Below are 23,105 nucleotides of genomic sequence, written 5' to 3' on the forward strand. Positions count from 1 at the left end.
GACCACAGCCTGTCAAAAATGTTCGCTCAAATCGCAATGCACGACAGGGCCGGAGCGGCGGATTCCTCGATGGGAGCATGAACATCTGCTCGAAGCTGTGCAGCAGCGCCTTGATGCAAACGCACAAGCTATGCGCGTGCGTCGCGAGACGGTCGAGCATCCGTTTGGCACCATGAAGGCCCGCATGGGCGCGACACACTTCCTGACCAGAACCCTTCCAAAAGTAGCCGCCGAGATGGCTCTTTCGGTTCTGGCCTACAATCTAACAAGGGTCATGAACATCGTCGGGATCAAGCCGCTGATCGCTGCGATCGCGGCCTGAGACCGAACCGTCCTGGCTTCTCACCGCCCTCCCGCGGAAGGCGTTTTTACACGACCAAGACCCCAAGCCGACTTCGCGACCGCTCAGAGGGGCGCTCTCGCCTTCATCAAAACGAACAGGTGAGAACCGGCGGCGATCAGCGAGAAAATGACTATCCCTAAATCAGCACCGTGCACATGCTGCGGCGCATATGTCGAAGCCGACCAAATGAAGAGCCGAACGGCCGCCATGAAGATAATCATTCCCCACATGGCTAACCATTTTGGAGCGTACCATGTTGGCTCGCCGTTTGGTCCCCATTGCATTGCAACGCGGTCGCGTTCGATCCGAGGACCAATATAAAGGTTGAATGCGACCACCAACGCAACAGCGAAGCCAAATACGTAATCTGCGGGTAGCATGCTTTGCGCCTTCCAAACCGGCCAAACTTATCGCGAGGCGAAGAAGCGATCTATGCTTGTCTAAATGGAACCGCTCGCGTCAATTTCTTATGGTTGCTGTCCGGTTGACCGATTACGCGACGGCCGCTTATGGCCCATCGCGTCGTTTCGACGCGGTGCGGAATGTGATCGCTACCGGGCCATAACGGACATTGGGCAGGCCTGCACCAATCAAGCTCGGTTTATGAGTCCGCGCCTATCGTAATCCGCCACAACTTTCAGCGCACAAGTGGCGGAATGGTTCGTTGTCGGCCGCGGCCGGCATGGCGATCCTCAATGCGGCCCTCTCAAGAGAAATCCTGCGTCAAGATCGTCGCGAACTGCTCGAGCGCCCAGTCGACCTGGTCGCTGGTGATCACCAGCGGCGGGGCGATGCGGATCGTGTGCTCATGGGTATCCTTGGCGAGGATGCCCTTGCCCTGGAGCGCCTCGCAGTAGCGGCGCGCGCGGCCGGCCTCGGGATGCAGCTCGACCGCCAGCATCAGGCCGCGCCCGCGCACGTCGCGGATCGTGTTGGCGCGGATGTCCTTCAAGCCTTGCAGAAAGCGCGCGCCCTGCGTGGCCGCGTTCTCGATCATGCCTTCCTCGACCAGCACGCGCATCGCCGCGCGCGCAACCGCACAGGCCAGCGGGTTGCCGCCGAAGGTCGAGCCATGCTGCCCGGGTCGCAATGTCCCGAGCACGTCGTTGTTCGAGAGCACGGCCGACACCGGATAGAAGCCGCCGGACAAGGCCTTGCCGAGCAGCGTCACATCAGCCTCGATGCCCTCGTGCTGCTCGGCGAGCAGCTTGCCGGTGCGGCCGAGCCCGGTCTGGATCTCATCGAGCACCAGCATGACGTTGTGGGCCGTGCAGAGCTCACGAACCTTGGTGAAATAGCCGGCAGGGGGAATGATGACACCGGCCTCGCCCTGGATCGGCTCGACCAGAAATGCGACCGTGTTCGGCGTGATCGCCGCTTCCAGCGCCGCTGCGTCGCCGAACGGGATGATCCTGAAGCCCGGCGCGAACGGCCCAAAGTGTCCGCGCGTCTCGGCGTCCGTTGAAAAGCCGACGACGCCCAGCGTGCGTCCGTGGAAATTGTCGGCGCAGACGATGATCTCGGCCTGGCCGTCCGGCACGCCTTTCACCTCATAGCCCCATTTGCGCACCGACTTGATCGCGCTTTCGACCGCCTCGGCGCCGCTGTTCATCGGCAGCACCTTGTGGGAGCCGGTCAGCGCCGCGATCTCTTCGTAGAACAAGGCGAGCTGGTCGTTGTGGAAGGCGCGCGAGGTCAGCGTCAGCCGGTGCGCCTGTTCCACCATCGCCGCCAGGATCTTGGGGTGGCAGTGGCCCTGGCTGACCGCCGAATAGGCGGAGAGGCAATCGAGATAGCGGTTGCCTTCGGTATCCCAGACCCAGACACCTTCGCCGCGCGTCAGGACGACCCCGATCGGCTGGTAATTATGGGCGCCGAAGCGTGCTTCCGTTGCGAGGAGATCAATGACCGACGAGCTCATTTTTCGTCACTCCCCTTGGGCCGCCTGGGATGTGCGCGATGCTGCCGATTTGCTCCGGCGTGTCAAATGGTTCTGCGTATCCACCGGGGGATTTTCGGCCGAGCTGTCAGCTACTGTGCATGGGGTTGTTTTCGACTTTTTGGGTTGGCGGGGCCTAGTCAGGAGTCCTGCCTGCGATGCTCGATCTCGAGCGTGACGAGGCGCGCGAGCAACGTCGCCGGATAGAGCTGGCCGAAGATGGCTTCCATGTTGCACAGGCTGCGCGCAACCGGATGCAGCGGGGCGACGTCGCCGTATCCGGTCGTGGTCATCGTCGCGAAGCTGAAATAGATGACCTCGCTTGCGAGCCTCGGACTGTCTTCCACCTTCATGCTGACGAAGGCGTCCGCATCGAGCGAACCGATGAAGGTGTAGAGGGCCGCGAAGATGATCGCGACCGTCAGATAAAGCAGGATCGCGCCGATCACGCGATGATAGGTCACGCGCCCCGGCGCAAAAGTCTGGCGCGCGACCGCCCAGGCCATCGTCGCTCCCACGATGAACCACGAACCTGCGAACAGATTGAGGTCGAGAATGGACGGCGATTTGATCCGCAGGATCGCGCCGGTCACGATCATGCCGAGCGCGATCAGCATACCGATGACCGCGACCGGGCTGCCGGAAATCACGAAGATGCCGCAGACCAGCAGCAGCGCGAGCACCAGCTCGGACACCTGGAATGCAAAAAGCCCAGCGCCTGCAACGGCGAGATCACGAACATCATGATCACCAGCAGCACTGTCAGCACCGTCAGGGCCGGATCGGCCCAGCGTTCGCGCAATTGATCGATGTTCATGACGCCTCAGCCGATCGAGCAGGGGACGCTCAGGAAGCCGCGGAACCGGACGCGGCCGCCGCGCACGGGCTGGCCGCTCACCGCATAGTCCGGGAAGCGCGCCAGGAAACGCGAGATCGCAATTGCGCCTTCGAGCCGGGCCAGCGCCATGCCGGCGCATTGATGCGCGCCCGTGGCAAACGCCAGATGCCGGTTCGGGGTGCGCGCGACGTCCAAGCGTTCGGGGTCGGGAAACTGCGCGGGGTCGCGGTTGGCCGCACCGATGCACAGCGTCACCGACGTGCCGGTATCGAGCAGCACGCCGCCGAGCTCGACCCGCTCGGTCGTCATGCGATTGCCGAGCTGGTTCGAGCTTTCGTAGCGCAGGATCTCCTCGACGCCGGTCTTGATGAGATCTGGATTGTCGATCAGCCGCCGCTTCTGGTCCGGATTTCGATGCAGCGCGACGAGGCCGTTGCCGATCAGATTGGTGGTCGTCTCGTGGCCGGCATTGAGCAGGAAGATACAATTGTGCAGCAGCTCCTTCTCGGTCAGCCGCTCACCGTTGTCTTCACCCTGGATCAGGCGCGTCAGCACGTCGCGCTCGGGATTGCCCGGCTTTTGACGCCGGCGCGCGACCAGCGTCTCGAGATAGGCAAGGAAATCCGTCACCGCCTTGTTGCCGCGCGCGGCGACGTCGGGCGATACGACGGGCTCGAGCGCACCCAGAATGGCCAACGACCAGTCGCGCAGCGGCCCACGTTCGTCATGGGGGACGTCGAGGAGATTGCCGATCACCTCAATCGGGATGGAGGCGGCGAAATCCTCGATCAGCTCGCAATCGCCCTTGGCGGCGATGGCGTCGAGCAGGCTGTCGATCAGCTTGATGAGGTCGCCTTCCATGCCGGCGATCGCGCGCGGCGACAGCGCGCCCATGATCAAGCGCCGCACGCGGGTGTGCGCCGGTGGATCGTTGAACACGAGGCTCGTGGTGTGGTGCTCGTAGAGCGGGGTGTCGCCATATTTCGGCGCGAACTCGCGCTTCTTGTCCGAGCTGAACGACTTCGTGTTCTTGTAGGTGGTGACGAGGTCGTCGTAGCGGGTCAGGAACACGGTGCCGTTCGGCAGGCGCTTGACCGGCTCGTTCTCCCGCAGTGCACGATAAGTCGGGTAGGGATCGTCGTAGAATTCGCTCGTCAGCTTCGCCAGATCGAAATTGGCCGCCAATTCTTTCGCAGCTGCGTTCATGCGCCATACTCACCGGTTGAGACCGATATGCCGTTTTCGCTCTTTCGAGCCGTGCTGATCACCGTCTACAGTCTCGCTGTGATTTGCTAGCCGACCGGACAGAAAAATGCACGCCCGCGCTGATGCTTCCGACACGGCCCCGAACTGGCCGGACGATATTTTCGTGACCTTGCAGCGCTTCGACGTCCGGCAGGTGCCTTACGTGCCCGATGCCGGCCATTCGAAGCTGATCCAGCGCGTGCTCGGCTCTTCCACGATGCGCGGCATTCCGCTGACGACGGAGGAGGAGGGCGTGGCGCTGCTCGCCGGCGCCTGGACCGGCGGCCAGCGCGGCGTGCTGCTGATGCAGTCGAGCGGCGTCGGCAATTGCATCAACATGTTGTCACTGATCCCGATCCTGCGCTTTCCGTTTCTCACCCTCGTGACCATGCGCGGCGAGTGGGGCGAGTTCAATCCGTGGCAGGTGCCGATGGGCTCGACCACGCAGGGCGTGTTCGAACTGTCCGGCGTCAAGGTGTTGCGCTCCTCGAACGCAGCCGAGGTGCCGGCGGTGTTGGAGGCGGCCGCGGCGCAAGCCTACAACGCGCTGACGCCCACCGCCGTCCTGCTGTCGCAGCGTCTGATCGGCGCCAAGGTTTTCACCAAATGAGCAAGGCCAATCTCCTCGACCGCCGCAACGTGGTGTCCGCGCTGCTTGCGAACCGCAACGACGTGGTTGCGATCGGCGGCCTCGGTGCCTCCACCAACGACATCACCGCCGCGGGCGATCATGCCCGCAACTTCTATCTCTGGGGTGGCATGGGCGGTGCTGCGATGATCGGATTGGGCCTCGCGCTGGCGCAGCCAAAATTGCCGGTGCTGGTTATCACCGGCGACGGCGAGATGCTGATGGGGATGGGCAGCCTTGCCACCATCGGCCTGCAGAAGCCGTCCAACCTCTCGATCGTCGTGCTCGACAACGAGGCCTATGGCGAGACCGGCGGCCAGACCAGCCACACCTCGGCTGCTGCCGACCTCGTCGGCGTCGCCAGGGCCTGCGGCATCGCCGACAGCCGGGCGATCTCGACCATGGCTGAGGTGGAAGCCTTCGCCAAAGCCGTCCACGACCTCTCGGCGGGCCCGCGCTTTGCCAATGTGAAGATCGACGGCGCCAGCGTTGAGCGGATCTTGCCGAGCCGGGACGGGACCTACATCGTCAACCGGATCCGCGGCGACCTCGGCTTCCAGCCGATCTGACGCCGGTCCTTGATCTGGTTCCCGCGGGCAGCGTTCACTCGCGCGGCGGTAAGCTGTGACCGATTTCCAACAGATCCCCACCCATCTAGGTTGCGTCGCACCATTTGGCTTGACTTTTGCGTGGGTGAGTGCTTACTCACCAGCATGAGCTCATTGCGTATGACGAGCGACCTGAGGCGTCAATTGATCCTCGGAGCCGCAAAACGCTGCTTTGCCCGGCACGGCTATACCGGCACCACGACCAAGAGCGTGGCGGCCGCTGCTGCCATTTCCGAGGCGCTGCTGTTCAAGCATTTCCCGTCCAAGGCGGCGCTCTATGCCGAAATCCTTGCTGACGAGTGCGAGGCGGACCCGGCGCTCATGGAGTTGCTCGAGCGGGAGCCGTCGACAGCCACCCTGGTCGAACTGATCCGCGGCATGGTCCAGCATTTCCTGCTGATCGTCGATGGCCCCGACCAGGAGGAGGCGCAGCGCCTGCGACTGATGGCCACCAGTCATCTGGATGACGGCGAATTCGCTCGTTTGCTATATGCCAAGATCGAGACGCTGATCGGAGCGGTCTTCGTCGCCTCGCTCGAACGCGCGGTCGGCGCCGGCGATGCGCGGGCGAGTGGCAGCGAACCGCTCAACCTGTTCTGGTTCGCGCATCATACGGTGATGACCGCTGCGCTGACCAGGCTGCCGTCCGTACCCTGTCTCGCTTACGGCAGGGCGAACGAATTGGAGCGGCAGCTCTGTGAGTTTCTTTTGAGAGGCATCGGACTTAACGACGCCGCAATTGCTTCGCATTTGGGCCGCGATCAGGCCGCGGATGCGGGCAAGACGGCGATTGCAGAAAGCGCATGACATGAACATCGTAGCCGAACACAAGATTTCGGGCGAACCGATCGACAGCAAGGCTCCCAAGCGTCCGGTTCGGCCGGTGCTCTGGTTCATCATCGTCGGCACGCTCCTGGGCGCGCTGGTCGGTGGCCTCGTCTGGTTCAATTATTTCCGTGGCCAGATGATCAAGCAGTTCTTCGCCAACAACAAGCCGCCGCCGACCGCAGTCAGCGCGGCGGAAGCGAAGTCCGAGGTGGTGCCGAACCTGCTCACCGCAGTCGGCGGCCTCGCCGCCGTGCACCAGGTCGATGTCAGCGCCGACGTCAATGGCCGCGTCACCGAGATCAAGTTCGAGCCGGGCGCCCATGTCGAAGCCGGCATGCCGCTGGTGCAGCTGTTCGACGCGCCGGACCAGGGTGACCTTGCCAACTACAAGGCGCAGGCAACGGTCGCGCAGCTGTCGCTCGACCGCGCCAAGCAACTGGCGTCGCGCCAGTTCGGTCCGCAGGCGACCGTCGATTCCGCGCAGGCCGCCTACGACCAGGCGCTGGCCGGCATCGCCAAGACCGAAGCGCTGATCTCGCAGAAGCTGGTCCGCGCCCCGTTCTCCGGCGATCTCGGCGTGCGCAAGGTCGAGGTCGGCCAGTATCTCACCGCCGGCACGGCGATCGTTTCGCTGACCGATCTGTCGGAGCTGTGGGCCAACTTCACCGTGACGGAAAAGGATTCGGCCAATCTCAAGGTCGGGCAGTCGGTCCGGTTGAAGGTCGACGCCTATCCGGGTCGCATCTTCGACGCCAAGGTCACCACGATCGAACCGCAGGTCGCGGCCGACACCCGCAACATCCGGGTGCAGGCGACCGTCTCCAATCCGGAGAAGATCCTGAAGCCCGGCATGTTCGTCACCACCACGGTGGTGCTGCCGGACAAGGCGGCCGTCACCACCGTGCCGGAGACTGCAGTCGACTACACGCTGTACGGCGACTCGGTGTTCGTGATTACCGAGAAGACGGGCGAGGACGGCAAGACCAGCCTGAGCGCGGTGCGCACCTTCGTGCAGACCGGCAGCCGGGTCGGCGGTCGCGTCGAAATCCTCAAGGGGGTGAAGCCGGGCGACAAGGTCGTCGCCGTCGGCCAGCTCAAGCTGCAGTCGGGTGCCGCCGTTGCGATTTCGAGCGACCCGGCCCCGCAGATCCCGGCGCAACCGCCGCGCTACTGACAATACACGCACGTGATCCGGCTTGGCCGGATCACGTTTCTTGAGACATAGAAATCGAGATCGCCGCGATGGCCTTTACTGATATTTTCATCAAGCGCCCGGTTCTGTCGGTCGTCGTCAGCCTGCTGATCCTGTTGATCGGACTGCGCGCGGCGATGGTGCTGCCGATCCGGCAGTACCCGAAGCTGTCGAACACGGTCATCAACATTACGACCGTCTATCCCGGCGCCTCTGCGGACCTGATCCAGGGCTTCATCACGACGCCGATCGAACAAGCGGTCGCCTCGGCCGAAGGCGTGGACTACATGACCTCGTCGTCGGTGCTCGGCACCTCGACGATTCAGGTCTACATCAAGCTGAATTTCGATCCGAACCAGGCGCTCACCGAGGTGCTGGCCAAGACGAATTCGGTCAAATATCTGATTCCGAAGGAATCGAACGACCCGATCGTCACCAAGACCACAGGCCAGACAACGGCCGTGATGTATCTCGGCTTCTCCTCCGAGGAGCTGTCGGGCTCGGCGATCTCCGATTATCTGACGCGCGTGGTGCAGCCGGTGCTGTCGACCGTCGACGGCGTGGCCTCGGCTGACATTCTCGGCGGTCAGACCTTTGCGATGCGGCTGTGGCTCGACCCGGTGAAGATGGCCGGCCGCAACGTGTCGCCGGCCGACGTCTCGGCCGCGATCGCCGCCAACAATTTCCAGTCCGCGGCGGGACAGACCAAAGGCTATCTCATCGTTTCCAACGTCTCGACGAACACCAGCCTGACCGACGTCAACCAGTTCCGGAAGATGATCGTCAAGGCCAAGGACGGTGGCTTCGTCCGGATGGAGGATATCGCCACGGTCGAACTTGCCGCGCAGAGTACCGACGCGAGCGTCGCCTTCAACGGCGAGCATGCGATCTTCATCGGTGTGAACGCGACGCCGCAAGGCAATCCGCTGACGCTGGTCAGGGGCGTGCGGGCGCTGTTCCCGGAGCTCGAGCGCAATCTGCCGCCGTCGATGAAGATGAAGGTCGCCTACGACTCGACCAAGTTCATCCAATCCTCGATCGACGAGGTGGAGAAGACGCTGGGCGAAGCCGTGATCATCGTGATCGTGGTGATCTTCCTGTTCCTCGCCTCGCTCCGTTCGGTCATCATTCCGGTCGTCACCATCCCGTTGTCGATGATCGGCGTCTGTACCCTGATGCTGGCGCTGGGCTTCAGCTTCAACCTGCTGACCTTGCTCGCGATGGTGCTGGCGATCGGCCTCGTGGTCGATGACGCCATCGTGGTGGTGGAGAACATCCACCGCCATCTGGAGGAAGGGAAGACACCGGTACAGGCGGCGCTCGAAGGCGCGCGCGAGATCGTCGGCCCCGTCGTCTCGATGACCATCACGCTCGCGGCGGTGTACGCCCCGATCGGTTTCCTCGGCGGTCTGACCGGTTCGCTGTTCCGCGAATTCGCCTTCACGCTGGCGGGGTCGGTGATCGTGTCCGGCGTGATCGCGCTGACACTGTCGCCGATGATGTGCTCGGTGCTCCTCAAGAACACCGAAGAGGGCCGCTTCGCCAAGCTCGTCAACAAGGTGTTCGGCGCGCTGACGCGCTGGTACGGCCGCAGGCTTGACCGCTCGCTCGACTACAAGGCCATCACCGGCCTGTTCGCGATCACGATCCTCGGGCTCGTCGGCTTCCTCTATATGCACACCTCGAAGGAGCTGGCGCCTGAGGAAGACCAGGGCATCGTGTTCGCGGTGACCAAGGCGCCGAAATACGCCAACATCGACTATGTCGATTTCTACGGCGAGAAGCTCGACAAGGAGTTCCAGAAATTCCCCGAGACCGACCTGCGCTTCGTGCTGAACGGCATCAACGGTCCGCAAGGCGGTATTGCCGGCATGCTGCTGAAGTCGTGGGATGAGCGCAAGCGGTCGTCGATCTCGCTGAAGCCGCTGGTCCAGGCCGAGCTCTCCAAGATCGAGGGCGTGCAGGCCTTCGCGTTCAACCTGCCGCCGCTGCCGGGTGGTCCGGGCGGTCTGCCGGTGCAGATGGTCATCAACTCCACCGCGGGCTACCAGACCGTCTTTGAGCAGATGGAGAAGCTGAAGGACGCTGCCCGCAAGAGCGGCATGTTCATCGTCTCCGACAGCGACCTCGCCTTTAACCAGCCGAGCGTTCAGATCACGATCGACCGTAGCAAGGCGCAGGATCTGGGCGTCAACATGCAGAACCTCGGCTCTACGCTCGCGGTTCTGCTCGGCGGCAACTATATCAACCGCTTCAATCTCGAAGGCCGATCCTACCAGGTGATCCCGCAGGTGCCGCGCGCCGACAGACTGTCACCGGAGTCGCTCGGCGGTTACTATGTGACGACCAGCACCGGCCAGCAACTGCCGCTGTCGACCGTGGTCTCGATCAAGACCAGGACCGACCCGAATTCGCTGACGCACTACAATCAGCTCAACTCGGCGACGTTCTCGGCCGTGCCGATGCCCGGCGTGACCGTCGGCGCGGCGGTGGACTTCCTTGAGGGCGAGGCCAAGAAGATGCCGGCCGGCTTCAGCCACGACTATCTCGCGGACTCCAGGCAGTACGTGCAGGAAGGCAATCAGCTCGCGATCACCTTCGGTTTCGCACTGATCATCATCTTCCTGGTGCTGGCGGCGCAGTTCGAGAGCCTGCGTGATCCGTTCGTGATCATGATCTCGGTGCCGATGGCGATCGTGGGCGCGCTGATCCCGCTGTTCTTCGGCGCGGCCACCATGAACATCTACACCCAGGTCGGCCTGCTCACCCTGGTGGGCCTGATCACCAAGCACGGCATCCTGATGGTGGAGTTCGCCAACGAGCTCCAGGTCAAGGAGCGACTCGACCGCCGCTCGGCCATCGAGATGTCGGCCCGCATCCGTCTCCGTCCGATCCTGATGACGACGGCTGCGATGGTCACCGGGCTGATCCCGCTGCTGACCGCAACCGGCGCCGGTGCGGCCAGCCGCTTCTCGATCGGTCTCGTGGTTGTCGCCGGCATGTCGATCGGCACGCTGTTCACCCTGTTCGTGCTGCCAGCGGTTTACGTCGTGCTGGCGACCGACCATCGCGCAGCCGCAGATTCCGATCGGAACAAGCAGATGAACGAGCTCGACCTCGACGCCAAGGCGCTGCGGACGACCTGACCAAGGCTCAATTTGCGTGCGAAGCGGCAACAGCCATCGCTGTTGCCGCTTTTTTTTGTCGCGCGATATCTCGTAGTATGATCGCTGCAGCGCCGTGATTGCGCGCTTGAGGCGGGTTGTCGGATGAAGAGGCGCGCATTTTTGGCAGTGCTTGGCGGCGCGGCATTGGCGCGCCCGGACATGGCGTCGGCCGATACGCCAGGCCGCGTCTATCGCCTGGGTACGGTGACGCCGATCGCACCGGTTACGGCTGAGAGCCGGGGCGGCCAGATTCTGATCAAGGTGCTTGAAGAGCGCGGTTTCAAGCTCGGCCGCAACCTGACCTTTGAAGCGCGGGGCGCGTTGGGCGATGTCGCGATGCTACCCGCGCTGATTGCTGAGCTGAAGGCCAAGAACGTTGATGCCATCGTGATCATCGGCTACCCGACGGCCATGGCCGCCAAGGCGGCCGGCATTACCACAGTTGCGGCCAGTGGCGTCGGTGATCCCGTCGAGACCAAGCTGATCGAGAGCCTGGCGCATCCAGGCGGCAAGATCACGGGCATTTCGGACGTCGCAGCGACACTCAGCGCCAAGCGGCTGTCGCTGCTCAAGGAGGTGTCGCCGAAACTGACCAAGGTCGCGATGCTCTGGAACAAGGACGATCTCGGCATGACCATGCGCTATCAGGCGTCCGCGAAGGCGGCCCAGGCGCTTGGACTGACCGTGCAGGCGCTCGGCGTGCGCGAACCCGACGATTTCAACGAAGCCTTTTCGGCAATGAATGACGATCTGCCCGACGGCATCCTGATGGTGGCGGACGCGCTGACCATTCTCAATCGCGAGCGCGTCTTTGAGTTCGCGGCCGCCAGAAAGCTGCCGGCGATCTACGAATTCGACGAGTTCGCTCGCGACGGCGGTCTGATGTCCTATGGCGCGGATTCCTCGGAATCCTTCGAGCGGGCCGCCGCCCTGGTCGCCCGCATTTTCAACGGGGCAAATCCCGGCGATCTGCCGTTCGAGCTGCCGACCCGCTATCCCCTGGTGATCAATCTCAAGACGGCCAAGACGACCGGACTTGAAATTCCTCCGACGCTGCTGGCACTTGCCGACGAGGTCATCGAGTAGCCTTGTGCGCTGCGGCGAGAGACAAGGTCCGGCCTTCTTGCTAGGCTTGGGGGAATGAGCATTTCCGTCCATCCCGATACCCCGCAAACCAGACCGCTGCCGCGCGCGGCCACGGGCGGCGCCGCGTCCGCTGAGGCGGGACGGGGGATCAGGACGCGGCTGTTCACCAAATATGTCGCGCTGTTCGTGGCCGTGGTCGCCGTCGCCCTGCTCGCCAACGGCCTGTTCGAGGTCTTGTTCTACTATCGGGAGCACAAAGCCTCGCTGATCCGTGTCCAGCACGAGCAGGCCGAGGCGGCAGCCGCCAAGATCAGCCAGTTCGTCAAGGAGATCGAGAGCCAGCTCGGCTGGACTACGCAACTTCCGTGGTCGGCGGGCTCGATTGAGCCGCGTCGGTTCGACGCGCTGCGGTTGCTGCGTCAAGTGCCGGCGATCACCGAGCTCGCCCAGGTCGACGCGACCGGCAGAGAGCGTCTTCGCGTTTCGCGGCTCGCGATGGACGCGATCGACAGCGGCATTGACCTGTCGAGCGATCCGAAGTTCACCGAAGCCGTCGCGCACAAGGTCTATTACGGGCCGGTCTATTTCCGCCGGGAGTCGGAGCCCTACATGACGCTCGCGCAGGCTGGCGCGCGCAAGGATGCGGGCGTCAGCATTGCAGAGGTCAATCTCAAGCTGATCTGGGATGTCGTGTCCCAGATCAAGGTCGGCGAGCACGGACACGCCTATGTGGTGGGCCCGGAGGGGCGCCTGATCGCGCATCCTGATATCAGCCTGGTTTTGCGCAACACCGACCTGTCGGGACTGGCGCAGGTGCGCGCTGCGCTCGCCGGCAGCGGTGTCATGCCGGACGCCTTGCAGGAGGCGACCAACATTCAGGGGCAGAAGGTTTTGACGGCGTCCGCGCCGATCGCCCCCCTCGGCTGGACCATGTTCGTCGAGCTGCCGGTCGAGGAGGCCTATGCGGCGCTCTATGCCTCGTTGCAGAGGCTTGCGATTGTGCTGCTCGCGGCGTCGATCTTCGCGGTGCTCGCCGGGATCTTCCTTGCGCGCCGCATGGTCGGCCCGATCCAGGCATTGCGCATCGGCGCCGAGCGGATCGGCGCCGGCGACTTCTCTCAGCGCATCTCGATTAAGACCGGGGACGAGCTCGAAGGCCTTGCCGACCAGTTCAACGACATGGGCGCGCGCTTGCAGGAATCCTATGCCGATTTGGAAAAGAAGGTCGAGGTACGTACGGCTGAATTGAGGGAGTCGCTGGAGCAGCAGACAGCGACTTCGGAGGTGCTCCAGGTGATCAGTTCGTCCCCCGGCGAACTCACGCCGGTGTTCCACAAATTGCTCGAGAATGCCACGCGCGTCTGCGGCGCGAGTTTCGGGATCATGAACCTGTGGGACGGCGAAGGCTTCACCATCGCGGCTGACTACAACGTGCCGCCTGCGTTCGCAGCTTCGCGACGGGATGTTGCGATCCGTCCTCATCCGGAGAGTGCGCTCGCCGCCGTGGTCGAGACACGTCAGGTCGTTCACGTTCACGATGTGCAAAACACGCCTGCCTATATTGCTGGAGGAGCAAGCATTCGCGGAATCTCCGATGTGGCCGGCGCTCGCACGATCGTCGTCGTGCCGATGCTGAGGGAGAGCGAGCTGATCGGCACGATCGCAGTCTATCGCAAGGAAGTCCGTCCGTTCACCGACAAGCAGATCTCTGTCGTCGAGAATTTCACGAAGCAAGCCGTCATCGCCATCGAGAATGCGCGGCTGCTGAATGAGTTGCGCAAACGCACGATGGAGCTCTCGCAGTCCCTTGATGAGTTGCGCGCGGCTCAGGGCCGCCTGATCCAGACCGAGAAGCTGGCTTCGCTCGGCCAGCTGACGGCTGGCATCGCCCATGAGATCAAGAACCCGCTCAATTTCGTCAATAATTTCTCGTCGATCTCGACCGAGCTGATCGACGAGCTCAACGAGGTCCTGCAAACGGCATCGCTTGACGGCAAGACCAAGGACGAGGTGGACGAGCTGACCGGGATGCTCAAGAGCAATCTCGAGAAGGTCGTGCAGCACGGCAAGCGCGCCGATTCCATCGTCAGGAACATGCTGCTGCATTCGCGCGAAGGCTCAGGCGAGCATCGCCCCGCCGACATCAATGCGATCGTGGAGGAGAGCCTCAATCTGGCCTATCACGGCGCGCGCGCCGAACGGCCGTCGTTCAACGTGACACTCCGGCGCGACCTCGATCCGAACGCGGGGGTAGCCGACGTCTATCCGCAGGAGATCACCCGCGTCTTTCTCAATCTGATCTCGAACGGCTTCTATGCTGCGACCAAGCGCAAGGAGAGCGCCGCGGATGGATTCGAGCCGACCCTGAGCGCCGCGACGAAGAATCTCGGCGACAAGGTCGAGATCCGGATCCGCGACAATGGTACAGGCATTCCGCAGGACGTGAAGGAGAAGATGTTCAATCCCTTCTTCACCACCAAGCCTGCCGGCGAGGGCACCGGGCTTGGTCTGTCCATGAGCCATGACATCGTCGTGAAACAGCATGGCGGCACGATCGACGTGACCACCGAGCCCGGTGTATTCACCGAATTCATCATCACCCTGCCGCGCGTCATGCCAGCAGGCGGCACTTCCGGAGGCAAGACGTGAACGTTTACATCCTGGTCGTCGATGACGAGCCCGATGTCGAGGCGCTGTTCCGGCAGCAGTTTCGGCGCGACCTGCGCGCCGGCCGTTTCCAGATGGAGTTCGCACCCTCGGCGCCCGATGCGCTGAAGCTCGCGGCCGAGGTTCGCGACCCATCGTTGATCCTGATCCTGTCCGACATCAACATGCCCGGCATGAGCGGGCTCGACATGCTGCCCAAGGTGCGCGCCGAGTATCCGAACGTTCCAGTCATCATGATCACGGCGTACGGCGATGCCGAGACGCGTCGCAAGGCGATCGAGCGGGGCGCCACCGGGCTTCTCACCAAGCCGATCGATTTTGCGCTGCTGCGCCAGCAGATCGACACGAGGCTCGAGCAGGCGGCATGACTCCGACCATCCTCTTCGTCGACGACGAGCCCGACCTCGAGGCGCTGATCCTGCAAAAATTCCGCAGGAAGATTCGCGACGGGCTTGTCGCCATCATATTCGCGCGCGACGGCCTGGAGGCGCTGGAATCGCTCGAGCAGAACCCGCAAGTCGACATGGTGGTCTCCGACATCAACATGCCCAGGATGGACGGGTTGTCGCTATTGCAGAAGCTGCAGGAAGCCGAGGAGAAGAAGTCGACCATCATCGTCTCGGCCTATGGCGACATGAGCAACATCCGCACCGCCATGAACCGCGGCGCGTTCGACTTCCTGACCAAGCCGATCGACTTCGCCGACCTGGAGACCACGATCGAGAAGACCCTTCGCCACATCGAGATGTTGCGCGAGGTGAGGCGCCGTCAGGCGGAGGCCGAGCGGGCTCATGCGGCCCTGTCGCGTCACTTCTCGCCGGAGCTCGCCAAGCGTCTGGCGGCGGGCGCTGAGGGTCAGGGGATCGAAGTGCAGTGGCGTGATGTCGCGACCATTTTCACCGATATCACCGGCTTCACCTCGCTGGTCGAGACCGCGCCGCCCGAGACGCTGGGCGCGCTCCTCAACGAATATGTCGGCGGGATGACGGAGGTCGTCTTTGCGCATGACGGGACGGTCGCAAAAATCATCGGCGACGCGATCCAGGTGCTGTTCAATGCGCCCGGCGATCAGCCTGACTACGCGACGCGTGCGGTTGCCTGCGCCCACGATCTCGATGCCTGGGCGCAGGATTTTTGCGCGCGACAGAGCGCAAAGGGTGTGAGGTTCGGCACCACCCGCATCGGCATTCACGCAGGCTCCGCGCTGGTCGGCAATTTCGGCGGCAACCGCTTCTTCGACTACACCGCGTATGGGGACACGATCAACATCGCCGCGCGGCTGGAAGCTGCGAACAAACAGCTGGGCACCCGCATCTGTGTCAGCTCCAGTGTCGCCGAGGCAGCCGAGAATTTTCAGGGGCGTCCCGTCGGCGATCTGATGCTCCGCGGGCGCAGCGAGCCGCTGCGTGCGTTCGAGCCATTGCCGCGTGAAAGGTTCGAGGCGCCCGAGGCGGCGCAATATTCCGAAGCCTTTGCCAAGATGGAAGCCGGCGACACCGCGGCCATGCCGGCCTTTGCCGCGCTGGTCGGCGCGCACGCGGATGATCCTCTCGCCGGATTTCACCTGAGGCGCCTGCTCAACGGCGGCAAGGGTATCCGCATTCAACTGGATTAGGAGTTCGTCATGATTCGTGAATTCTCCGCCGGCAACTATCGGTTCATTCCCTCCGTGTTCCAGTATTCTGCTGGTGCTGCAGCCGATGATGGCTATGAGATTGAACGCGTCCGGTTCGATCGCCTCGTGCCTCTGGCCGAGGGGTTTGCCCTTGCGGCAAAGTTCATTCAGGAGGCAGGTCGTCCGTTGACGGCCTTCTGTGCCTGCGAGCTGCGCTCGCCGGCCGCCTTCAGCGAGGAAGGATTCCGCGCGTTCAACCTGCATTACGTCAAGACGCTGTCGGAATGGCGCATCTTCGACGGCACCACCAATCCGGTGGCGCGCAGCAATGTCTGTCCTGAACTCGATCCGCCGTCCGAGCCGTCGTTCTACGCGTTCTCCTTCACGCGCCCGACGAACTCCAAAGCGCCGTCCTTCGTCATTGCTGGCGGCGCCGAGGCGCGCGAGGGCAGCGGCACCTATGTCGAGCGCACAGTACGCTATCGCGACCTCAGCCCGGAGGGATTGCGCGAGAAGGTGCGATTCACCACGACGTCGCAGATGGAGAACCGGATGACGGCGTTCGGATTCGGCTGGAAGGACACCACCGGCGTGCAGGCCTATTCCGTGCACGACTTCCATCACGCGCTGGTCGATGAACTTGTTCGGCACGGCGCATTGCGCTCGGGTCTCACCTGGCACTTTGCGCGGCCGCCGGTGGTCGACCTCGAATACGAGATGGATTGCCGGCGCGTGATGCGGGAGACTGTAATCTAGCGCTGACGCGGGTCGAGGGCATCGCGCAGGCCGTCGCCGAGCAGGTTCAATGACAGCACCACGAGGAAGATCGCCAGCCCCGGCCAGATGGCCATCCAGGGCGCCTGGGTCAGGAAGCGTTGCGCTGCGTTCAGCATGCTGCCCCAAGATGGCGCCGGTGGTTGCTGGCCGAGGCCGAGGAACGATAGTGCCGCCTCGGCGATGATCGCCGCCGCGATCGAGAGCGTGGCCTGAACCAGCAGTGCGGGCAAGATGTTCGGCAGGATGTGCGAGACTGCGATGCGCCAGGGCGGATTGCCGAGTGCGCGTGCCGCTTCGACATAGTCCTCGGCCTTGACGCTCAGCACCTGGCCGCGGGTCAGGCGGATGAAGATGGGCGTTGCCGAGATGCCGATCGCGATCATGGCGTTGCCAAGGCTCGGACCGAGGAACGCCGCCAGCGCAATCGCCAGGATCAGGAACGGGCAGGCCAGCATCGCGTCGGTGATCCGGCTGATCAGCGCATCGACGAACCCGCCGCGGTAGCCGGCGACGAGGCCAAGCGGCACACCGATGCCGAGCGCGATCGCGACCGAGATCAGACCTGCCAGCAGCGAGGCCCGCGCGCCGTAGACGACGCGGCTCAGGATATCGCGGCCAAGCTCGTCAGTGCCGAACCAGTGCCCCATTGTGGGCGGCTTACGCACCAGGCTCCAGCTCGTCGCGATGGGATCGTAGGGCACGATCAGAGGCGCCAGCAATGCAAGCAGGATGAAGATGGTGAGAATCACAAGGCCAGCGACTGCTGCCTTGCGCTTGAACAGGCGGCGCCGGGCGCGGCGCGCCGGGCTGTCCAGCTCGTCGGCTCGCACAAGGGGGCCGGACAGGGCGGCATCGGTCATGGCCTAGCCCCTCAGCCGCGGATTGACGAGGATATAGGCGACGTCGGCAACCAGATTGAGCGTGATGTAGACCGTGGCGGTCACCAGCACCACGCCCTGCACGACGGCATAGTCGCGGTTGAACACAGCGTCCACGATCAGCTTGCCGAACCCGGGAATGGAGAAGATCTGCTCGGTCAGCACGGCGCCGGACAGCAGCGTGCCGAGCTCGAGCGCGCCGAGCGTGATGATCGGCGTCAGCGCATTGCGCATGGCATGTTTCAGGATCACGGAGCGCTCAGAGAGACCCTTCGCGCGCGCGGTCCGGACATAGTCGCTCTCCAGCACCTGGAGCATCGCGCTGCGGGTATGCCGCATCAGCACCGCGGAAATCGCGTTGCCGAGCACGAAGGCGGGCATGATGGTGGCGGCAAGGCTCGCCCGCCAGTTCTCGCTAAGCGGCACATAGCCCGAGGCCGGGAGCCAGCCGAGTTCGATCGAGAACAGGAAGATCAGCAGGATCCCGAGCCAGAAATTCGGCGTCGAGATGCCCCAGAGCGCAAACAGGTTGGCTCCATAATCCCACATCGTGCCTCTCTTCACGGCGGAGACGATGCCGGCGGGAATGCCGATCAGGAAGGCGATCAGCATCGCCATCGAGCCGAGCTGGAGAGTCACCGGCAGCTTCTGCGCGATCAGCTCGCGGACCGGCATCTTGTTGCGCAGGGACTCACCGAAATTGCCCGAGAGAACGCCCTTGAGCCAATAGACATATTGCACGGGGATCGGCTGATCGAGCTTGTACTGCTGGCGGATCTGCTCGATCACGGCGGGATCGCGCTCCTCACCTGCCATCACCAGAGCGGGATCGCCCGGCAGCAATTGCTGGAGCGAGAAGATCAGCACCGACACGAAGAACAGTGTCGGTACGATCTGCGCGATCCGGCGGGCGAGGAAGTTCAACATGTTCGCGTCCCGGGAGTTGCCGCGATCACTTGAACTTCAATCCGACCACGCGCACGAGGCCATCCGGCATCTGCCGGTAACCCTGAAGCTTGGTCGTGTGCGCGATCAGGAGCGTGCGGTGGTAGATGTAGATGATCGGCAGATCGTCGAGCAGGATCTTGGTCAGCTTTTCGTAGATCGCCTTGCGCTCATCAAAGCCCGCGACCGTCCGGGCTTCTTCCAACAGCTTGTCAGCGTCCGGGTTCGAATAAACGCCATCGTTCTGCGGTGCCTTGCTGCGCATGAAGATGTAGGAATTGCCGTCAGGATCGATGCGGCCGCTCCAGTTGATCTGGAACACCTGGAACTCGCCGGCCTGGGCCTGCTTGAAGGTGGTCGCGAATTCGACGGCGCGGATCTTGATGTCGAAGCCCGCTTCCGCGGCCATCGACTGCACGACCTGGGCGACGGCCTCATACTCCGTTCCCTTCGGGACCATGTAGTCGACAGTTACGGGGAGGCTGACGCCCGCCTCCTTCAACAATGCCTTGGCCTTGGCGATGTCGCGGCCCTGAACGGGGAATGATTTCTGGTAGTAGGGATGCGTGGGGCTGACCCACTGATTGCCGGCAGTGAACTCGCCGTTGAAGACAACCTGATTGATCGCCTCGCGATCGATGGACAGATCGAGCGCTTTGCGCACTTTCGCCGACTGGCTCAGCGGCCCCTTGGTCTTGTCGTTACCGATGTTGATGGTCAGGCCCTGATAGCCAAGCTCGGGCGCCGTCGACAGCACCAGCTTGGGATCGGCGCGGACGTCCTTGATGTCGGTGGCGAGCACACGCTCGATCAGGTCGAGTCCGCCGGACTTGAGGTTCGCCAGCCGCACTGTCGAGTCGACGATCGGCAGGAACACGACGCGGTCGATATGGATGTTGTCCTTGTTCCAGTAATCGGCGAATTTCTCGAAGACCATGCGGTCCTGCTGGACACGCTCGACGAACTTGTAGGGCCCCGCACAGACTGGATGCAGGCCGAACTTGTCGCCGGCCTCCTTGGCCGCCTTCGGCGACACCATCATGCCCGAGCGGTCGGTGAGCTGGGCGATCAGCGGCGAGTAGGGCGTCTTCAGGACCAGCTTGATCGTGAGGGGATCCACGACCTCGACGTGGTCGACGCTGGCAAGCTCCGATTTCCGGAACGAGGTCGGCAGCGTCATGTGACGCTCGATCGAGAATTTTGCGGCCTCGGCGTCGAGCGGCTCGCCATCATGGAATTTGACGTTGGGCCGCAGCTTGATCGTCATCTCCTTGCCGTCGGCCGAATTTTCGTAAGACAGCGCAAGCTGCGGCACGATGTTGAGCTTCTCGTCGATGTCGAACAGCTTGTCGCAGAAAGCCGAGAAGACGATGCGGCCGACATAGGTGCGGCCGATGCTGGGATCGAGGATGTCGGGGTCTTCGGCGATGCCGATGCGAAGGGTGGTCTGGGCCTGGGCGGCCCCAAGCGATAGCAGGACAGCGGCGGCGGTTGCGGCCCAGCGAAACATCTTCATTGGATAGTCCCCATTGCTCCGGCTACGTCGGTGTAGGCCTTGCACTTTGTATACCAACCCCGGCCGGGGCCGCGCCTTCCGTCTTTCGGCTGAAGGCTGCGACTAATTTTGCCAGTTCCGGCGTAAACCCGGCCGCTACGGGCAGGATGGTGTCGGCCGGGGGCAACTCGCTGACGCGATGGCAGGCGGTGGCGTGGCCAGCGCCGTCAGCCACTAGCGCCGGCGCTTCGGTGCGGCAGCGATCGATCACGAAGGGGCAGCGGGTGTGGAAACGACAGCCGGCCGGCGGATTGAGCGCGCTCGGGATCTCGCCCTGCAGCACGATCTTCGCCCGCCTGGCGTGAGGCTGCGGTAGAGGGATCGCGGACAACAGGGCGCGGCTGTACGGATGGCGTGGCTCGGCGAACAACTCGTCTACATCGGCTTCCTCGACGATCTGGCCGAGATTCATCACTGCGACGCGGTCGGCGATGTGCTTGACCACCGCGAGATCATGCGAAACGAAGATATAGGCCAGACCAAGCCGGTCCTGCAGCTCGCGCAGCAGGTTCAATATCTGGGAGCGGATCGAGACGTCGAGCGCCGAGACCGGTTCGTCGCAGATGATCAGCTTCGGCTCGACCGCAAGCGCGCGTGCGATGGCGATGCGCTGGCGTTGGCCGCCGGAGAACTCGTGCGGATAGCGCCGCGCCAGCCGCGGCTCGAGCCCCACCAGCCGCAAGATTTCCGCGACGCGCTCGCGCCGCTGCGCCGATGGCACGAGATCGTGCAGCGCCAGCGGCTCGGTCAGGATCTGGCCGACCGTCATGCGCGGATTGAGCGAGGCGTAGGGGTCCTGAAAGATGATCTGCGCCTCGCGGCGGAATTTGCGGAGCGCATCGGCGTCGAGGGCGAGCAGATCGCGGCTGTCGAAGCGTACCGTGCCTGCATCGGGTTCGATCAGCCGCAGCACCAGACGGCTGACGGTGGATTTGCCGCAACCGGACTCGCCGACCAAAGCCAGCGTCTTGCCGGCCTCGAGCGAAAACGACACGCCATCGACGGCTTTGACATGCGCCAGCGCCCGGCCGAACAGCGAGCGCTGGGCGACGAAATGCTTGACCAGGCCGTTGACCTCGAGCAGCGCCATCACGACACCAGACGTTCGAGCGGCGCGCGGATGCAGCGCGAGAGGTGGCCGGGACTGACTTCCACCAGTGGCGGCGGCGCCCTGGTGCAGTCGTTCAGCACGAACGGGCAGCGCGCTGCGAAACGGCAGCCGGCGGGTGGCTGTGCCATGTTGGGCACCATGCCCTCGATCGTTGCAAGCTGTTCGGCGCGATGGTCCAGACGCGGGATTGAGCCGAGCAGTCCGACCGTGTAGGGGTGCTGCGGCGCGGAGAACAATTCGTCGACCGGCGCGCGCTCGACGATCTCGCCGGCATACATCACCGCGACTTCGTCGCAGACTTCGGCGACGACACCGAGATCGTGGGTGATCAAAATGATCGCGGCGCCGCTCGCGGCCTTCAATTCGCGCATCAGCTCCAGGATCTGGGCCTGCAGGGTGACGTCGAGTGCGGTGGTCGGCTCGTCGGCGATCAAGAGCTGTGGATCGCAGGCGAGCGCCATCGCGATCATGACGCGCTGGCGCATGCCGCCAGAGAGCTTGTGCGGGTATTCGTCGATCCGACGCTCGGGCGAGGGGATGTGGACGCGACGCAGAAGCTCGATCGCGCGGTCCCGTGCGCTGCGGCGCGAACCGCCGCGATGGCGCAAAATGGTCTCGATGATCTGGTCGCCGATGGTGAAGCTCGGGTTGAGCGAGGTCATCGGCTCCTGGAAAATCATCGCGAGCCGGTTGCCGCGCAGGTCGCGTAGCGTCTGGTCGGGGGTCTTCAGCAGGTCGAAGCCGTCGAAGCGGATCGCGCCCGATATCTCCGTCGTTTGCTTCGGCAGCAGGCCCATGATCGCCAGCGAGGTCACGCTCTTGCCGCAGCCGGATTCGCCGACGAGGCCGAGCGTCGCGCCATTGGCGACGCTGAGATCGACGCTGTCGACGGCGTGGGTGACGCGGCCGTCGTCGCCGTGAAAGCGGATGCGCAGGTCGCTGATCTCGATGAGAGGGCTTGCGCTCATGCTTGTCTCGCCCGAGCCGCGGCGATGCTGGCGTCGATGACGCTGCGATCGGTGTTGCCGGACGGGTTCTGCCGGGTCGGCATGGAAGAGCGGAAGTGAACCCAGAGTTCGTGGCTGACCCGTTCGAGCCGCTCGAGTTCGCCGAGCGGGTCGGGATGGTCGTCGGCGCGAATATCCAGCGCCGGCCATTCCTCCTCGCCGTGGATCAGCAGGGCCGCGGACTGCTTGCCGCGCTTGTCGCCGCCGGCGGCTTCGCCTGCGCGCATGGCCGCAAGCAGCCGGCGCGGGAAGGGCAGGCTGTCATTGGCAATGTAAGTCTTAGCCGTCTCGGCGAGAACGTCGGCGCCGGCGAGCATGTTGCCCGCGATCGAAAAGCCGCTGCCTGCGATGTGCCCGCACCAGTCGACGCAATCGCGCCCGGTATGCGCAGCGATCGCACCACTCGCATCCATGATGTGGATCTGACGGCTCTCGCGCCCGTCGTCGGTCGCGAGCAGGGCGGCGAGCACGTCGTGCGCGTTCAGGCCTTCGCGCAACAGCTTGACGCCGTCGATGCCGTAATAGGGATTGACGAAAGCTTGCGTTGCAATGGCCCCGACGCCCGCCGCGATGTAGGGCACGCGTGCGCCGACGGCGAAGAAGCGAGTCGCTACCGCAATGCCGAACTGGCCGGTGGCAGGATCGCGCGCGATGATCGACCAGGTCATGTGCTGCC

General features: G+C 63.7%; 22 protein-coding genes. 11 read left to right on the top strand and 11 right to left on the bottom strand.

Annotated features, from left to right (window positions below; genetic code table 11):
• Positions 1 to 322: transposase (locus FXB40_RS22300; RefSeq protein WP_148774354.1), on the top strand; the 322-nt coding region annotated here is incomplete at its 5' end.
• Between the two features lie 83 nt (positions 323 to 405).
• On the opposite strand, the gene FXB40_RS22305 is transcribed toward FXB40_RS22300, so the two are convergent.
• The 5 genes from FXB40_RS22305 to FXB40_RS22320 form a co-directional block, all read right to left on the bottom strand.
• A complete protein-coding gene (locus tag FXB40_RS22305; RefSeq protein WP_148774355.1) occupies positions 406 to 723 on the bottom strand; it encodes an SdpI family protein in 318 nt (105 codons plus the stop codon).
• Positions 724 to 1,049: 326 nt separating this feature from the next.
• Complete coding sequence (gene rocD / locus FXB40_RS22310) at positions 1,050 to 2,264, bottom strand: ornithine--oxo-acid transaminase (RefSeq protein WP_148774356.1); 1,215 nt, start codon at positions 2,262 to 2,264, stop codon at positions 1,050 to 1,052.
• 158 nt (positions 2,265 to 2,422) lie between these two features.
• Entirely contained in the window at positions 2,423 to 2,977 is a 555-nt protein-coding gene (locus tag FXB40_RS22315; protein ID WP_246207836.1) for a potassium channel family protein, read from the bottom strand.
• Positions 2,929 to 3,099, bottom strand: coding sequence for a hypothetical protein (locus tag FXB40_RS49240; RefSeq protein WP_246207838.1), 171 nt, complete (start codon positions 3,097 to 3,099; stop codon positions 2,929 to 2,931). Before FXB40_RS49240 ends, FXB40_RS22315 begins: the two co-directional genes overlap by 49 nt.
• A 6-nt stretch (positions 3,100 to 3,105) precedes the next feature.
• Positions 3,106 to 4,326, bottom strand: coding sequence for a cytochrome P450 (locus tag FXB40_RS22320; protein WP_148774357.1), 1,221 nt, complete (start codon positions 4,324 to 4,326; stop codon positions 3,106 to 3,108).
• 106 nt (positions 4,327 to 4,432) lie between these two features.
• On the opposite strand from FXB40_RS22320, the gene FXB40_RS22325 reads away from it, so the two are divergent.
• From FXB40_RS22325 to cnbZ, 10 genes are all read left to right on the top strand, one after another.
• On the top strand, positions 4,433 to 4,975 hold the full coding sequence (locus tag FXB40_RS22325; protein WP_148774358.1) for a phosphonopyruvate decarboxylase: 543 nt from the start codon (positions 4,433 to 4,435) through the stop codon (positions 4,973 to 4,975).
• Complete coding sequence (locus FXB40_RS22330; RefSeq protein WP_148774359.1) at positions 4,972 to 5,562, top strand: thiamine pyrophosphate-dependent enzyme; 591 nt, start codon at positions 4,972 to 4,974, stop codon at positions 5,560 to 5,562. The genes FXB40_RS22325 and FXB40_RS22330 overlap by 4 nt, the downstream gene beginning before the upstream one ends.
• A 144-nt stretch (positions 5,563 to 5,706) precedes the next feature.
• The gene (locus tag FXB40_RS22335) at positions 5,707 to 6,408 is read left to right on the top strand and encodes a TetR/AcrR family transcriptional regulator (protein ID WP_148774512.1); all 702 of its coding nucleotides are present in this window, start codon (positions 5,707 to 5,709) and stop codon (positions 6,406 to 6,408) included.
• A gap of 1 nt (position 6,409) precedes the next feature.
• The gene (locus tag FXB40_RS22340) at positions 6,410 to 7,603 is read left to right on the top strand and encodes an efflux RND transporter periplasmic adaptor subunit (protein WP_187437068.1); all 1,194 of its coding nucleotides are present in this window, start codon (positions 6,410 to 6,412) and stop codon (positions 7,601 to 7,603) included.
• Between the two features lie 68 nt (positions 7,604 to 7,671).
• Complete coding sequence (locus tag FXB40_RS22345) at positions 7,672 to 10,767, top strand: MexW/MexI family multidrug efflux RND transporter permease subunit (RefSeq protein ID WP_148774361.1); 3,096 nt, start codon at positions 7,672 to 7,674, stop codon at positions 10,765 to 10,767.
• 123 nt (positions 10,768 to 10,890) lie between these two features.
• Entirely contained in the window at positions 10,891 to 11,874 is a 984-nt protein-coding gene (locus FXB40_RS22350) for an ABC transporter substrate-binding protein (protein WP_148774362.1), read from the top strand.
• Positions 11,875 to 11,928: 54 nt separating this feature from the next.
• The gene (locus tag FXB40_RS22355; RefSeq protein WP_148774363.1) at positions 11,929 to 14,523 is read left to right on the top strand and encodes a sensor histidine kinase; all 2,595 of its coding nucleotides are present in this window, start codon (positions 11,929 to 11,931) and stop codon (positions 14,521 to 14,523) included.
• Positions 14,520 to 14,909 (top strand): response regulator, encoded by a 390-nt coding sequence (locus FXB40_RS22360; RefSeq protein ID WP_148774364.1) that lies wholly within the window; start codon positions 14,520 to 14,522, stop codon positions 14,907 to 14,909. The genes FXB40_RS22355 and FXB40_RS22360 overlap by 4 nt, the downstream gene beginning before the upstream one ends.
• Positions 14,906 to 16,156 carry an adenylate/guanylate cyclase domain-containing protein gene (locus FXB40_RS22365; RefSeq protein WP_148774365.1) on the top strand — a complete coding sequence of 417 codons (1,251 nt, stop codon included), beginning with the start codon at positions 14,906 to 14,908 and terminating at the stop codon, positions 16,154 to 16,156. Before FXB40_RS22360 ends, FXB40_RS22365 begins: the two co-directional genes overlap by 4 nt.
• A 9-nt stretch (positions 16,157 to 16,165) precedes the next feature.
• The gene (cnbZ, locus tag FXB40_RS22370; RefSeq protein ID WP_148774366.1) at positions 16,166 to 16,912 is read left to right on the top strand and encodes a 2-amino-5-chloromuconate deaminase CnbZ; all 747 of its coding nucleotides are present in this window, start codon (positions 16,166 to 16,168) and stop codon (positions 16,910 to 16,912) included.
• Here the strand turns inward: cnbZ and FXB40_RS22375 are convergent.
• The 6 genes from FXB40_RS22375 to FXB40_RS22400 are packed head-to-tail and all read right to left on the bottom strand — an operon-like array spanning position 16,909 to position 23,097.
• Positions 16,909 to 17,793, bottom strand: coding sequence for an ABC transporter permease (locus FXB40_RS22375; RefSeq protein ID WP_148774367.1), 885 nt, complete (start codon positions 17,791 to 17,793; stop codon positions 16,909 to 16,911). The two genes, cnbZ and FXB40_RS22375, sit on opposite strands and share 4 nt — an antisense overlap.
• 3 nt (positions 17,794 to 17,796) lie before the next feature.
• On the bottom strand, positions 17,797 to 18,738 hold the full coding sequence (locus tag FXB40_RS22380) for an ABC transporter permease (protein WP_148774368.1): 942 nt from the start codon (positions 18,736 to 18,738) through the stop codon (positions 17,797 to 17,799).
• 25 nt (positions 18,739 to 18,763) lie between these two features.
• Positions 18,764 to 20,272 (bottom strand): ABC transporter substrate-binding protein, encoded by a 1,509-nt coding sequence (locus FXB40_RS22385; protein ID WP_148774369.1) that lies wholly within the window; start codon positions 20,270 to 20,272, stop codon positions 18,764 to 18,766.
• A 22-nt stretch (positions 20,273 to 20,294) separates the two neighbouring features.
• Complete coding sequence (locus FXB40_RS22390) at positions 20,295 to 21,401, bottom strand: ABC transporter ATP-binding protein (protein ID WP_187437069.1); 1,107 nt, start codon at positions 21,399 to 21,401, stop codon at positions 20,295 to 20,297.
• The gene (locus tag FXB40_RS22395; RefSeq protein WP_148774371.1) at positions 21,401 to 22,390 is read right to left on the bottom strand and encodes an ABC transporter ATP-binding protein; all 990 of its coding nucleotides are present in this window, start codon (positions 22,388 to 22,390) and stop codon (positions 21,401 to 21,403) included. The genes FXB40_RS22390 and FXB40_RS22395 overlap by 1 nt, the downstream gene beginning before the upstream one ends.
• Positions 22,387 to 23,097, bottom strand: a complete 711-nt coding sequence (locus FXB40_RS22400) for a DUF1028 domain-containing protein (protein ID WP_148774372.1) — start codon at positions 23,095 to 23,097, stop codon at positions 22,387 to 22,389. The genes FXB40_RS22395 and FXB40_RS22400 overlap by 4 nt, the downstream gene beginning before the upstream one ends.
• Positions 23,098 to 23,105: the final 8 nt, after the last annotated feature.

Source organism: Bradyrhizobium rifense (genome assembly GCF_008123425.1).
Taxonomy (GTDB): domain Bacteria; phylum Pseudomonadota; class Alphaproteobacteria; order Rhizobiales; family Xanthobacteraceae; genus Bradyrhizobium; species Bradyrhizobium rifense.